At 73.4% G+C, this 12,316-nt stretch carries 14 protein-coding genes; 3 read left to right on the top strand and 11 right to left on the bottom strand.

The window, feature by feature from the left end; translation table 11 throughout:
- Positions 1-95 precede the first annotated feature (95 nt).
- Positions 96-518, bottom strand: a complete 423-nt coding sequence (locus tag D471_RS0104290) for an ABATE domain-containing protein (RefSeq protein ID WP_394296842.1) — start codon at positions 516-518, stop codon at positions 96-98.
- A 128-nt stretch (positions 519-646) separates the two neighbouring features.
- A complete protein-coding gene (locus D471_RS0104285; RefSeq protein WP_026127400.1) occupies positions 647-1,948 on the bottom strand; it encodes a hypothetical protein in 1,302 nt (433 codons plus the stop codon).
- A 119-nt stretch (positions 1,949-2,067) separates the two neighbouring features.
- Here D471_RS0104285 and D471_RS0104280 point away from each other — a divergent pair, with 119 nt between their 5' ends.
- A complete protein-coding gene (locus D471_RS0104280; RefSeq protein WP_017597484.1) occupies positions 2,068-2,589 on the top strand; it encodes a nitroreductase family deazaflavin-dependent oxidoreductase in 522 nt (173 codons plus the stop codon).
- A 26-nt stretch (positions 2,590-2,615) separates the two neighbouring features.
- On the opposite strand, the gene D471_RS0104275 is transcribed toward D471_RS0104280, so the two are convergent.
- The 7 genes from D471_RS0104275 to D471_RS0104255 all read right to left on the bottom strand — a co-directional run bounded on the left by D471_RS0104275 (position 2,616) and on the right by D471_RS0104255 (position 7,609).
- Positions 2,616-3,791, bottom strand: a complete 1,176-nt coding sequence (locus D471_RS0104275) for a hypothetical protein (protein ID WP_017597483.1) — start codon at positions 3,789-3,791, stop codon at positions 2,616-2,618.
- A gap of 71 nt (positions 3,792-3,862) precedes the next feature.
- A complete protein-coding gene (mshC, locus tag D471_RS0104270; protein ID WP_017597482.1) occupies positions 3,863-5,086 on the bottom strand; it encodes a cysteine--1-D-myo-inosityl 2-amino-2-deoxy-alpha-D-glucopyranoside ligase in 1,224 nt (407 codons plus the stop codon).
- Positions 5,087-5,249: 163 nt separating this feature from the next.
- Positions 5,250-5,423, bottom strand: a complete 174-nt coding sequence (locus D471_RS39310) for a DUF397 domain-containing protein (RefSeq protein ID WP_152486221.1) — start codon at positions 5,421-5,423, stop codon at positions 5,250-5,252.
- A gap of 67 nt (positions 5,424-5,490) precedes the next feature.
- A complete protein-coding gene (locus tag D471_RS42270; RefSeq protein ID WP_275041338.1) occupies positions 5,491-5,763 on the bottom strand; it encodes a helix-turn-helix domain-containing protein in 273 nt (90 codons plus the stop codon).
- 61 nt (positions 5,764-5,824) lie between these two features.
- A complete protein-coding gene (locus tag D471_RS0104265; protein WP_017597481.1) occupies positions 5,825-6,013 on the bottom strand; it encodes a hypothetical protein in 189 nt (62 codons plus the stop codon).
- 190 nt (positions 6,014-6,203) lie between these two features.
- Positions 6,204-6,590, bottom strand: coding sequence for a hypothetical protein (locus D471_RS0104260; protein WP_017597480.1), 387 nt, complete (start codon positions 6,588-6,590; stop codon positions 6,204-6,206).
- 233 nt (positions 6,591-6,823) lie between these two features.
- Positions 6,824-7,609 carry an NRDE family protein gene (locus D471_RS0104255; protein ID WP_026127397.1) on the bottom strand — a complete coding sequence of 262 codons (786 nt, stop codon included), beginning with the start codon at positions 7,607-7,609 and terminating at the stop codon, positions 6,824-6,826.
- Between the two features lie 243 nt (positions 7,610-7,852).
- Between D471_RS0104255 and D471_RS0104250 the strand changes: the two genes are divergently transcribed.
- Positions 7,853-10,405 carry an HAD-IC family P-type ATPase gene (locus D471_RS0104250; RefSeq protein ID WP_017597478.1) on the top strand — a complete coding sequence of 851 codons (2,553 nt, stop codon included), beginning with the start codon at positions 7,853-7,855 and terminating at the stop codon, positions 10,403-10,405.
- An 87-nt stretch (positions 10,406-10,492) separates the two neighbouring features.
- Positions 10,493-10,972 (top strand): nucleoside deaminase, encoded by a 480-nt coding sequence (locus D471_RS0104245; protein ID WP_017597477.1) that lies wholly within the window; start codon positions 10,493-10,495, stop codon positions 10,970-10,972.
- Between the two features lie 39 nt (positions 10,973-11,011).
- Here the strand turns inward: D471_RS0104245 and D471_RS0104240 are convergent, their stop codons facing one another.
- The gene (locus tag D471_RS0104240) at positions 11,012-11,656 is read right to left on the bottom strand and encodes a class I SAM-dependent DNA methyltransferase (RefSeq protein WP_017597476.1); all 645 of its coding nucleotides are present in this window, start codon (positions 11,654-11,656) and stop codon (positions 11,012-11,014) included.
- 21 nt (positions 11,657-11,677) lie between these two features.
- On the bottom strand, positions 11,678-12,241 hold the full coding sequence (locus D471_RS0104235; RefSeq protein WP_017597475.1) for an FxsA family protein: 564 nt from the start codon (positions 12,239-12,241) through the stop codon (positions 11,678-11,680).
- Between the last annotated feature and the right edge of the window lie 75 nt (positions 12,242-12,316).

The following is a 12,316-nucleotide window of genomic DNA, read 5'->3' as shown; positions in this document are numbered from 1 at the left end:
GCTGCCGGGCGGGACCGCCGCCTGCGCGATCGACGGCCGGTGACCGTTCGCGGGTCGGCCGGTGCGCGGGATGGGTGCTCGGCCTGTACCGCGCCTCACACCCGCAGGTCGCGCCACTCCCCCGTGGCCAGGACGGCCGACCAGGCGCCCGCGACCCGGGCCAGGCCCCGGCGCACCTCGTCGACCACGGCCGGTGCCAGCGGGGAGGCGGAGTCGGCGTCGGGCAGCAGTCGGACGGTGACGCGCAGACCGTCGAGCACCCGCTGACCGCGCGCGATCACCTCGGCGTCGGCGTCGCTCTCGGGTTCGGGACCGTGGGCGATGACGGCGCGGATGGCGTCGCGCAGGGTCAGGGCCTCCTCCAGGTCTCCGAGGGTGATCGGCATGGCCCCGTCGGTGGCCAGCCGGTGCTCCCGCAGGAACCTCGCGAGGTCGGCCCGGTCGGACAGGCGCGCGCCGGAGGTGGCGAAGTCGGTGACGAGTCGGGCGGCGGTGCTCAGCCGCGTGGGGGTAGTCATGGGGGACATCCCATCACGCTCCGCACCCCGTGTCCGGCCAAACGCGCATCCCGTGGCCACAGGTGGCCATCCGGACCGGACAGGCCATGCGGATCGGGGCGGAAACCGGCACCGCCCGCCCAGCCGTCTCAGCCGTCGACCAGCTTCCGCAGCCCCTCCCGATCCCGGGGCAGTCCGAGGACGTCGAGGAACCGTCGCAGGTCGCCCTGGTCCAACCAGCGCCACCCGGGCGGTTCGGGCTCGTCCCTCATCAGCTCCCAGGCACGGCGCATCACCTCGGACCTGTCGTCCGCGTGCGACCACAGCCGATCGTCGTCGACGAGTACACGCAGGTAGTCGCGTTGGACACCGCCCAGGTCCTCCGTCCGCCACCGGGCGCCGTCACCGAGCCTGAACAGCGCCCCGTACAGGGCCCCCAGATCCTCGCTCAGGGAGTCCGGATCGGTGGCGCGGACCACCGCGCGCGCCACCGGGAGCAGATCCGCGGCGTCCCTGTCCTCGGCGTCCCAGCGCTGGCCCAGCTCCCACACCAGGGCCGACCTGACGGGACCGTCGAAACACCGTGGCCGCGTCGAGAACCACGAGTCGACCTCCTCCGCGTGGGTGAGCACGGCGGCCAGCTCCTCGGTCGCGGCCGGATCGCCCCTCAGGGACGGGGCCAGCGCCGCGCAGGCTCGGATCGCCGGGTCGGGGTGAGTGAGGAACTCCGAGGTGTCCCGCCCGTTCCGCCCCAGGGCCAGGACGATGGCGGCCCCCTCGTCCCGTGTCTCGGCCAGGTCGGCCGCGTCGGACAGGTCCAACTCCAGGCCGCCCAACCACGCGAGCTCTCCCGCGGCCTCCGCGGCACGCTGCCGGACGTGGCGGTCCTCGTGGGTCAGGTGGGGCCGCACGAGGTCGTAGAGGGCGGGAGCGGCCGCGCGCAGATCGAGGGCCGCCCGCGCCAGCAACGCGCCGTGGGCCTCCTCCGTCTCCTCGAAGTCCAGCGCGTCCCCGTCCTCCTCGTCGTCTTCCCCCGTCTCGTCGACGAGCCCCTGGAGGAAGCGCCCCACGAGGTCCCCGTCGACCTCGGCCATCGCGGCGAGGTGTTCGTCGGGGCTGTCGTCCCAGCGGGCGTGGCGCGCGGCGTCGCACAGGAACTCCAGCAGCACCCCCCGGAGCGTCCGAGGCCACGGCCCGTCCCACGGCGGGACCGCGTCCGCGACCGGGTGGTCCAGCAGCCCGGAGACGAAGAGGACGGCGGGCACCGTCGCCGGATACACCCCGTCGTCACCCAGGAGCTGCTCATACAAGTGGTCGAGCGCACGGTGCCACCCCGCCTCGTCCCGTTCGAGGAACGCCGCCAGGGCCTCGGGCACCTCGTCGGCTGTGCCATCCGCCTGGAGGAGTCGGGACCAGTCGGTGGCGTGGAGTACGTCAGTTCCTGTACGCATGCCGGGATTGTGGCACCCGGTGCCGACGGTCCACGGGCGTGGCGGCCCCGCACGAACCGTGCCCGCTGCTTACACTCGTGCCGCCGGAACCGCGCCGTACGGAGGAGGGCCCGACCTTCATGACGATCTCCGAGCCCCCGAGGACACCGCTCCAGCGCGCCGCCTTCCGCGCGCCGATCTGGCTGTACCGCCTCGGTCTCGGGCCGCTGATGGGCCACCGGTTCGTGCTGCTCACCCACAGGGGACGCGCCAGCGGCGAACCCCGGCAGGCGGTGCTGGAGGTCGTGGGCCGCAACGACAGCACCGGGGCGGTCCTGGTCGCGGCCGCCTACGGGCAGCGGGCGCAGTGGTTCCGCAACATCCAGGCCGAACCGCGCGTGCTGTTCCAGGTGGGCGGCCAGCGGTACCGGGCCACGGCGACACCGCTGCCGCCCGAGGAGTCCGGCCGGGCGCTGGCGCACTACGCCGAGCGCCACCCGAGCACGGCCAGGGCGCTGATGAAGGCGCTCGGCCGGGAGGTGGGCGAGGCTCCGGAGGACTACGCACGCGTGGGCTCGGACCCCGAGTACGGCATCCCGATCGTGCGGCTGCTCCCCGATCGCGCCCCGGGGTCCCACTTCCCCGACTTCACCGCCCCGTAGACCGGTCGCTGGGCGGAGACCACGGCTCAGCCTTCGACGAGGGCGCGCAACCCCTCCCGGCCCATGGGCAGACCCAGCCACCAGAGGGTGACCGAGAAGTTGGCGACCGTTCCCGTCCAGAGATCGTCGTTGCCGACCAGTGCCGCCAGGTAGGCGCGTTGGACGTCAGAGGGGGTACCGGTCCACGCGCCACCGTCCTCCTCCCGGGGGAAGGCGAGCCGCAGCAGCGGAGCGCAGTCGGCCTCGGCGGTGAGGGGGGTGGCGAGCGCGGCCATCGTGCGGAACACGGGCAGGAGGCGTTCGGCGTCCGCGGGCACCGAACGGTCCGTGAGGGCGTGCACGAGGGTGAACCTCACGCGTCCGCGGAAACGGGCGGGGCTCACGGTGAACCAGCGGTCCGCCTCCTGTGGGTCGGCCAGCGCCGCGACCAGTGCACGCGTCGCGGCGGGATCGTCCCTCCGGGAGGGTGCGAGCGCGGCGCACACCCTGATGGCCGGGTCGTCGTGAGTGAGGAACTCCGACACGTCATGCCCCTGCTCTCCCAGGGCCAGAACGATCCCGGCCCTCTCGTCCCGGCTCTCCGCCAGACCGACGGCCCCGGACAGGTCCACCTCCAGGCGTCCCAGACAGGCGATCGCCGACACGGCCTCCAACGCGCGCTGGCGCGTGGCCGGTTCGGTGTGGGTGAGGAGCGGGCGCACCGCGTCCAGAAGGGTGGGTGCCGCCGCGCGCAGGTCGATCAACACCTGCCACATCAGCGCCTCCAGGGCGGGCTCCTCCCAGACCTCGTCGTCGGCGAGCACGGCGTCCAGGACCTCCCTGCGCTCGGCCTCCGACAGCCGGGCGAGCTCGGCCAGTTCGGCGTCGGGCTCGTCGACGGTGGCGGCCTCGGCCACGTCCCGGAGGGTGTTGAGCAGCGCGAGCCGCCATTCCTCCGGGTCATCCGCCCCCTTCGGCTCCCAGCGTCCCTGGACGAGGTCGTCCAGCAACGCGGCCACGAAGAGGGCGGCGGGCGGGGTCGCCGGGCAGACGGAGCCCTGGTGGAGGATCGCGCTGTGGAAGTAGTCCATCCCCTTCGACAGCGCGTCCGGATCGTCCCCGAGGAAGACCGCCAGCTCCTCGGGGGCGTCGGCGGCCGATCCGTAGGCGTGGAAGGTCTGGTCCCAGTCGGTGTCGCGGAGGATGTCCGGTGCTGTCGGCATGCCCGCATGCTGCCACGGACGACCGACCGGCGGTGCGTGGCCTCCAACCGACCGGGACCAGGGGTGTTCGGCTAGAGTTCCACGCCCAGCAGGGTGTCGACGGTGGCGCGGGCCAGGCCCGGGGCGGAGGTGTCGGCGCCGCCCGCGGTCAGGGCGGTCTCGGCCCAGGCGTCCACCGCGGCGAGGGCGCCGGGCGAGTCCAGGTCCTCGGCCAGGGCGGCGCGCACGGCGGCGAGCATCGGGGCGGCGTCCGGGCCCGACCCCAGGGAGGCGGCCGCGCGCCAGCGCTTGACCCGGTCGCAGGCGACGGGGAGTTCGGCGTCGGTCCACTCCCAGGGCGACCGGTAGTGGTGCGCGAGCATGGCCACGCGGATGACGGCCGGTTCCACGCCCTGTTCGCGCAGCTTGGACACGAACACCAGGTTGCCCAGGGACTTGGACATCTTCTCGCCGTCCAGGCCGACCATGCCCACGTGCAGGTGGTTGTGGGCGTTGGGACCGCCGGTGGCGCACCGCGTCTCGGCGGCGCCCATCTCGTGGTGGGGGAAGATCAGGTCGCTGCCGCCGCCGTTGAGGTCGAAGGCCGGACCGAGGCGGTCCAGGGCGATGGCGCTGCACTCGATGTGCCAGCCGGGGCGGCCGCGGCCCAGCGGGCTGTCCCAGGCGGGCTCGCCGGGGCGCTCGGCGCGCCACAGGAGCCAGTCCAGGGGGTTCTTCTTGCCCTCGCGCTGGGGGTCGCCGCCGCGCTGCCCGAACAGGTCGAGCATCTCCTTCTGGCTCAGGTGGCTGATCGCGCCGAACTCGGGCGCCTCGTCGGCGGAGAAGTACAGGTCGCCGTCCAGGTCGTAGGCGGCGCCGGTGTCGCGGATGCGCGCGGCCAGGTCGCTGATCAGGTCGACCGACTCCACGACGCCCACGTAGGAGGTCGGGGGGATGATCCGCAGGGCGGCCATGTCGTCGCGGAACACGTCGATCTCGCGGTGGGCGAGGTCGCGCCAGTCGACGCCGATCGCCTCGGCCCGCTCCAGGAGCGGGTCGTCGATGTCGGTGGTGTTCTGCACGTAGTCGACGTCGTGTCCGGCGTCCCGCCAGACCCGGTTGACCAGGTCGAAGGTCAGGTAGGTGAAGGCGTGGCCGAGGTGCGCGGCGTCGTAGGGGGTGATGCCGCAGGCGTACATCCCGGCGCGGGGCCCCGGTGTCGTCGTCCGCAGCTGGCCGGTGGCGGTGTCGTGGACGCGGAGCGGGCCGCCGGTACCCGGCAGGGGGACGATGTCAGGCGCAGACCATGAACGCATACCCCGAACACTATCCGCCCCACAGTGTGACAAACGCCCCCGCAAGGGTGGGTTCTTCAGGTGATGATCCCCCCAGAGGGGGTGGGAATAGGAGGGGTCGGATCGGGGTTCGACCGCCCCCGACCGGTTGCCCCGTCGGGGGTTTCTCCGCGCACGGAGACGTCTACGACTCCCGGGAGGCTCCCAGGAGGGCGCACCGCTCGGAGGCGGGGAAGGACGGCGTTCCGGCGTCCGGGCGCTTGGAGTCCCGAACCTCCGGAGAGTCCGCGTAACGGCACTCGACACAGTCACCCCCGTTGGGGCTGTGACTGCTCCTCGTCCCTACGTCAGTGATCACGCGAGACCTTCCAGGGTGTCCAAGGACAACGCAACGGGAAGCGCCGACGCGAGGGCCGTGGCGGCCATCACGGCGTTTCGGCGTAGGTCGGCGACTGGAGATATCCGGGAACCAACACCGGAGCCACGACCTCGACGGCGCGGGCTTTGGCCTCGATCGACGCAAGGTCCCGCGCCCACGGGGGAACGGTGAAACCGTCCTTCGCCTCTTGGCAACGCGCCAACAAGGCACCCTCCGCTCCGAGGAGGGCGTCCAGTTTCTCCGCTGTCTCCCGTCTGGGTGGTGATCCACCTCGCTCCCAGCGGTTGACGCTGGACAGGGACGACCCCGCGCGGGCCACGTCCCACCGCTCCCCCGGCGCGGCGGGCCGGGACGGTAGCGGGAGGAGGAGTCGACGCCTCTCAGGAGTCGGATGCCAGCCCCGACCGGGTCCGGGCGATCAGAACGGCGCTCAGCACGGCCGAACCCGCGCACGCGGCGGCCAGGAGCACCCCGCCCAACCGCCAGTGCAGCAGGGCTCCGCTCACCGAGACCACGTAGAGCAGCCAGTACGCGGCGCTCTCCCACCGCCCGCCGTGTCCGCCCCTCATGGCCGCTCCTCGGGTCCGCCGCGCCCGGTGGCGCGTGCGACGGCCTTCGCACCGTCTCCCAGAGAGACGTTCTGATCACGCAGAGGGTTTACCCGCGAAGAAAGCATCGGGCGCGGTGTGGGTCACAGGGGTGGCGCGCCCCGCCGTCGTGGGGAGAGGCGGGGCACGGGCGCCGACCCGGTCACGGGGTTCAGGGCTGGGCGGCCAACTCCAGTTCCATGAGGTCCAGATCCGCGGTCACCTCGCTCAGGGCGGGGTCGCCGGGGTCGGCGAACTCGACGAGGTCCGCACGCGCCGCGCGCAGTCTGCGCCGCGTCGACCGGGCCTCCCCGCGCCCGTGCGCGCAGAGCGGGGTCGCGCGCAGCTCACCCATACCGGTGACGACACCGTCCGGCGTGCGCAGGGCCCACTCCCAGCCCTGCGTTCCGGCGCTGACGGCCCGGGTGGCGTGGAGGAGGACCCCCACCCGGTCGGCGCGGCCGTCGTGGACACGTGTCCACCGGCCCACGAGTTCGGCGGGGTCGTGGTGGGGGGTCAGGGTGGTGCGGGAAAGCTCGTGGGCGGGGCTGGCGTTCATCAGTGGTCCTTCCGGGACGGGTCTGGATCGCGATCGGGGCCGACGAAACGCGTCGCAGACGCGCCTGTGGACCCCGCTCACCGAGAACACGGTCCTGCGCACCGCTTATGACGCGGTTTCGGAGTCTTTTTCCTACCCCCATCGCGTCGGCCGCCCACCGACTCTGCCAATCCGTAATGACACGGATGACCCGCCTCGCGCCGCCACCCCGCACCACGGACCGGCCCCGCAGGTCAGAGGTCGATCATCCGCCAGGCGTCCGGATCGGCCGGTGCGTCGGTGAACGCGTAGCGCACCGTCTCCCCGTCAGCCGCGAGCAGGGTCACCGACCCGGTGGCCCACACCCGGCCGCCTCCGAGGTCGGCGTGCGCGATCAGTCCCGAGGGGTCGCCCGACTCGTCTGTGCCCGCCGAACGCGGCGCGTCGTGGGCCGCCGCGGTGATCAACTCCGGCCAGCGCCCCCAGATCCGCTCCAGTCCGGTCTCCTCGGCCAGCCGCGCCGCGTCGGGTCTGGTCCGCGCGAACTCGGGAGTGTGGCGCAGCGCGCGTGGATCGACCGGGTCGAGCCCGGTGTTGACGATGACGCTCACTCCGACCGGGAGCGGACGGACATCCAGCCGGGCGCCGTCCCAGCTGTGCAACACGGCCCCGCGGGCATCGGCCGTCAGCAGGTGGAAGGGCGCGTACCTGGACAGCTCCACCCCGTCCAGGGGGTCCCGCTCGACGGTGGACAGGGAGTGCAGGGGAAGGTCGCCCCGACTGGCCGGATAGGCGCCCTCCCAGGGCATCCGGCCATCCCACGGCCACCCGTTGAGCAGTGCCGCGGTGCGCGCGCGGGCCGGATCCACCGCCATCCACGTACCGCCCGCCAGCCGATCACGGCCGCCCACCGCCTCCGGGTGGTCGGGCCAGTGTCGTCCGGGCCCGTCCCAGGGGCGGTCCCTCATCTCGTCGCGGATCGCGGCGACGACCAACGGCGTGTCCGCTCCGGGGTCGAATCCGACGATGACGGTGCACATGGCGCCCTTCCCGACTTGTCCCTCGACGGCGTCACCGTTCATACAACCGCACGACAGGACCCGGCATCGCGCCCGGGGTGGTGGTGGCTCCACCACGGCCTCGGGTGTCAGCCACGGCGCGTACGCGCCCCGGTTCTTCTAGTCTGGAGGTCCTCCCAGACGTGAGGTGCCCCACCCCGTCCGGTCCACCGGACGCGACACCGCCACCGGCGCCTCCCTCTCGCTTCCCGACAGGAGTCGCACGTGCCCGACCAGCCCGACGACGGAGCGGACACCGGCGGCGCCCGGCCCGGCGCGGCCTCGGCCGTGGCCTCCCCCGGACGGGGCGGTCCGGTGACCCCTCCCACCGAGCCCGGACTGAGCCGGGAGCAGGTCGCCGAACGCGTGGCCGCCGGGCGTACCAACGACGTCCCGGTCCGCGCCAGCCGCACCGTCGGTCAGATCATCCGCGGCAACGTGTTCACCCGGATCAACGCGATGATCGCCGTGCTCTTCACCATCATCGCGGTCATCGGCCCCGTCCAGGACGGGCTGTTCGCGATGGTCATCGTGATCAACACGCTCATCGGCATCGTCCAGGAACTGCGCGCCAAACGCACCCTGGACCGGCTCGCGATCGTCAACGCCGCCCGCCCCCGGGTGGTCCGCGAGGGCGCCACGGTGCGCGTCGCCACCCAGGAGATCGTTCTGGACGAGGTCCTGGAGGCGGGCACGGGCGACCAGGTCGTGGTCGACGGCGTGGTGACCTGGGCGGCGGGGCTGGAGGTCGACGAGTCGCTGTTGACCGGGGAGGCCGACCCGGTGGTCAAGCGACCCGGCGACACCGTGATGTCCGGCAGTTTCGTGGTGGCCGGCAACGGCCGGTTCCGGGCCACCAAGGTGGGTCGGCACGCCTACGCGGCGCGGCTGGCCGAGGAGGCCAGCCGCTTCTCCCTGGTCCGCTCGGAGCTGCGGGCGGGGATCAACCGCATCCTGACCTGGATCACCTACGCCCTGTTCCCGATCGGCGGCCTGCTGGTGTACAGCCAGCTGTTCCTGGGCGGGCACGTCACGTTGGAGGAGCCGGTCGCGGGCGGCCAACTGACCGGTCCGCTCGCGGACGCGCTGCGCGGCATGGTGGCGGCGCTGGTGTCGATGATCCCCGAGGGGCTCATCCTGCTCACCAGCATCGCCTTCGCCGTGGGGGTCATCCGGCTGGGCCGCCACCGGTGCCTGGTCCAGGAGCTGCCCGCGATCGAGGGGCTGGCCCGGGTGGACGTGGTGTGCACCGACAAGACGGGCACGCTCACCGAGGCGGGGATGCGCCTGGCGCGGATCCGCGACCTGGGAGGCGGGGACGGGACGGGGTCGACCACGCGGATCCTGGCCGCGCTGGCGGCCGGCGACCCCGACCCCAATCCGAGCATGGCCGCGATCGCGCGGGGGTGCGAGGCCGCCGGCCAGGAGGCGCCCGACTGGCGGGTGACCGCCCTGGCGCCCTTCTCCTCCGCCCGTAAGTGGAGCGGCGCCAGTCTGCTCACCCCCGAAGGGGAGGAGCACTGGGTCCTGGGGGCCGCCGACGTACTCGCCTCCCCCGACGACCCGGCGGCGGCCGAGGCGGCACGGCTGGCGGCGCGGGGGCACCGGGTCCTGCTGCTGGCGCGCGCCGGGGAACGGGTCGACGCCGACGGCGCCCCGGGGCCGGTGCGGCCGACGGCGCTGGTGGTGCTCGACCAGCGGGTGCGCGAGGACGCGGCGCCGACCCTGGACTACTTCGCCGAGCAGGGCGTCGGCGTCAAGATCGTCTCCGGCGACCACGCGGCGTCGGTGGGCGCGGTCGGGCGCGAGCTGGACCTGCCGGGGGCCGACCGGCCCGTGGACGCCCGGGACCTGCCGGACTCAGCCGGGGAGATGGCCGAGGAGGTGGAGCGGGGTTCGGCGTTCGGCCGGGTCACCCCCGAGCGCAAACGCGACATGGTGCGCGGGCTGCGCGGGCGCGGACACACGGTCGCAATGACCGGTGACGGCGTCAACGACGTCCTCGCCCTCAAGGAGGCCGACATCGGCGTGGCGATGGGCTCGGGCAGTCCGGCCTCGCGTTCGGTCGCCCAGCTGGTGCTCATGGACGACCGGTTCGCCGTGCTGCCGCGCGTGGTGGCCGAGGGTCGGCGGGTGATCGGCAACATCGAACGCGTGGCGGGGCTGTTCCTGACCAAGACCGTGTACACCATGACGCTCGCGACGATCGTGGGACTGCTCGCGGTGGCCTACCCGTTCTTCCCCCGGCACGCGACCCTGATCAACGCGGTCACGTTCGGCATCCCGTCGTTCTTCCTGGCGCTGGCGCCCAACACCGACATCGCCCGCCCCGGGTTCGTGGCGCGCACGCTCCGGCTGGCGGTCCCGGCGGGTCTGGTGGCCGGTCTGGCGGCGGTGACGACCTACCTGCTGGTTCTCGGAGGACGGACCGTGCCCGAACCGGCCGACCGCACGGCGGTGGGGATCACCCTGTGCGCGACCACGCTGTGGGTGCTGCTGCTGGTGGCCAAGCCGTACGTGTGGTGGAAGGTCGTGCTGGTGGCGTCCATGGTGGGGTTGTTGACCCTGGCCATGGTGACCCCGCTCGGGCGGTGGTTCTTCGACCTGGACGTGAGCGACCCCGGAAAGCTGCTCACCGGTCTGGCGGTCGCGGGGGTGGCGATCGCGGTGATCACGGTCATCCGGGTGGTGGACGACCGGATCGACGCGCGTTCCCGGGCGCGGGACGCGGCGGACTCGCCGGAACCGGAGGGGGAGCGGACCCCGGCGGCGCCCTGAGCGGGACCCGCCGGGCCGCCGCCCGGCGCCTCCCGGCGGGTGCTCGGCCGTATCGTGGCCCGGACGGCCCGGAGACGAGGAGCGGTGATGGTGGACGACGCGGATCTGCGGTACCTGCGGCGCGCGGTGGAGCTGGCGGAACTGGCCCTGGCGGCCGGGGACGAGCCGTTCGGCTCCCTGCTGGTCGCGGCGGACGGGACCGTGCTGATGGAGGACCACAACCACGTGGCCTCCGGGGACCGGACCCAGCACCCGGAGTTCGCGATCGCCCGGTGGTCGACCACGCTCCTGACCGTCTCCGAACGCGCCGACGCGACCGTGTACACCTCCGGCGAGCACTGCCCGATGTGCTCCGCGGCGCACGGGTGGGCCGGGCTCGGCAGAATCGTGTACGCGAGCTCCTCCGCGCAGCTGTCCGCCTGGCTGGCGGGGTGGGGTGTGCCCCCGGGGCCCGTGCGCCCGCTGCCGGTGCGCGACGTCGTCCCCGGGGTGGCGGTGGACGGCCCCGTGCCGGAACTGGCCGAGGAGGTCCGGGGTCTGCAGGCGCGGTTCCACGGAAGGGGCTGACCGGAGCCGGGCGGTCCACCGTCCCCGGTCACCCCCGGTTCACTCCGGCCGGCGGGCGATCAGCAGGGCCCGCGGGGTGCGCTCATCCTCGTCCCGGGCACGCCAGGTCCGGATGTGGACCTCCAGACCGGCCTCCTCCAGCAGGTCGGCGATCGTCTCCGGGGTACGCCGGTGGAAGTCGAGCGAGATCTCGTGCCCGAACCCCTCGTCGAGGTGCAGGGTCCCCTCCCCCGTCTGGAACGCGACCAGGCACTCTCCTCCCGGGGCGAGCGCCCGGTGGAACCCGGCGAACACCCCCGGCAGGTCGGTCAGGGGCACGTGGATGGTCGAGTACATCGCCACGATCCCGCCCAGGGACGTGTCCGGTACGTCGAGGTCGGTCATCGACCCCTCGCGAAACTCCACGTCCGGGTGGTCGCGCCGGGCCACGGCGAGCATGCCCGGGGACAGGTCGATCCCCGACACCTCCAGACCGAGGTCGCGCAGGTACGCCGCGACCCGGCCCCCGCCGCAGCCGACGTCCAGGACGGGGCCGCCGCGGGCGCGCACGAGTTCGCCGAACAGGGCCACCATGGCCCGCTCCAGCGGCTTGCCCGCCCACTCGTGGCGAAAGTGGACGGCGTAGTCCTCGGCGAGGGCGTCGTAGGAGGAGCGTGTGGCGGAGAGGAAGGAGGGTTCTTTCATGCTCCGAACCCTAGGAGCGGGTCAGCTCCGAGGGCCGTCGGGGTCGATCGGTTCGAAGTGCCCCTGGATGACCCGACCGTTCCCGGAACCGGGCCGGTCGGCGCCGCCACCGGGACCCGCGGAACCCCCGGGCCGGTGGCCGAACGGGCCGCCGGGTCCGCCCTGGCCGGGCACGTTGACCCCCTGGGCGGCGAACTCCTCGTTCATCCGCTCCTGCATCCGGCGCATCCGGCGCCGCGCCCACCCGGCGAAGGCCCAGCGCAGCGCGGGCCGGGTGAAGGGCAGGACCATCAAAAGGCCCAGCAGGGCGGTCAGGAAGCCGGGAATGATGAACAGGACGCCGCCCGCCATGACCATGAGCGGGTCGAGCAGGCCTCCGCGCGGCGGCTCACCGGAGCGCATGGCCTGGTCGGCGTCGCGGAAGGCCTTGGTTCCCGCCCGGCGCAGCACCGCCACGCCCAGGACCATCAGCGCGACCAGCGCCGCCAGCGTCCACGGCACGCCGATCCACCCGCCGACGGCGATCATCAGCCACACTTCCAGGAACGGCAGCGCCATGAGCGCCAGCACTGTCAGCAGCGGCATCGAACACCATCCCATCGTCGGCCCGCACGGGTCGTCCCTGTAGGAGAGAACGCGCCCGCACCGCTCAGGGTTCCC

It is taken from the genome of Nocardiopsis lucentensis DSM 44048, from assembly GCF_000341125.1.
In the GTDB taxonomy this organism is placed as follows: Bacteria; Actinomycetota; Actinomycetes; order Streptosporangiales; family Streptosporangiaceae; genus Nocardiopsis; species Nocardiopsis lucentensis.
The sequence above is the reverse complement of the archived record's forward strand: the minus strand, read 5'-3'. Positions and strand labels throughout refer to the sequence as shown.

What these genes read in the sequence shown, in the direction of transcription:
- D471_RS0104285 (WP_026127400.1), bottom strand. Translation starts at nt 1,948, where the DNA reads ATGCGTACAGGAACTGACGTACTCCACGCCACCGACTGGTCCCGACTC.
- D471_RS0104265 (WP_017597481.1), bottom strand. Translation starts at nt 6,013, where the DNA reads ATGAGGGGCGGACACGGCGGGCGGTGGGAGAGCGCCGCGTACTGGCTG.
- D471_RS0104260 (WP_017597480.1), bottom strand. Translation starts at nt 6,590, where the DNA reads ATGAACGCCAGCCCCGCCCACGAGCTTTCCCGCACCACCCTGACCCCC.
- D471_RS0104240 (WP_017597476.1), bottom strand. Translation starts at nt 11,656, where the DNA reads ATGAAAGAACCCTCCTTCCTCTCCGCCACACGCTCCTCCTACGACGCC.
- D471_RS0104290 (WP_394296842.1), bottom strand. Translation starts at nt 518, where the DNA reads ATGACTACCCCCACGCGGCTGAGCACCGCCGCCCGACTCGTCACCGAC.
- D471_RS0104235 (WP_017597475.1), bottom strand. Translation starts at nt 12,241, where the DNA reads ATGCCGCTGCTGACAGTGCTGGCGCTCATGGCGCTGCCGTTCCTGGAA.
- D471_RS0104275 (WP_017597483.1), bottom strand. Translation starts at nt 3,791, where the DNA reads ATGCCGACAGCACCGGACATCCTCCGCGACACCGACTGGGACCAGACC.
- D471_RS0104245 (WP_017597477.1), top strand. Translation starts at nt 10,493, where the DNA reads ATGGTGGACGACGCGGATCTGCGGTACCTGCGGCGCGCGGTGGAGCTG.
- D471_RS0104280 (WP_017597484.1), top strand. Translation starts at nt 2,068, where the DNA reads ATGACGATCTCCGAGCCCCCGAGGACACCGCTCCAGCGCGCCGCCTTC.
- mshC (WP_017597482.1), bottom strand. Translation starts at nt 5,086, where the DNA reads ATGCGTTCATGGTCTGCGCCTGACATCGTCCCCCTGCCGGGTACCGGC.
- D471_RS0104255 (WP_026127397.1), bottom strand. Translation starts at nt 7,609, where the DNA reads ATGTGCACCGTCATCGTCGGATTCGACCCCGGAGCGGACACGCCGTTG.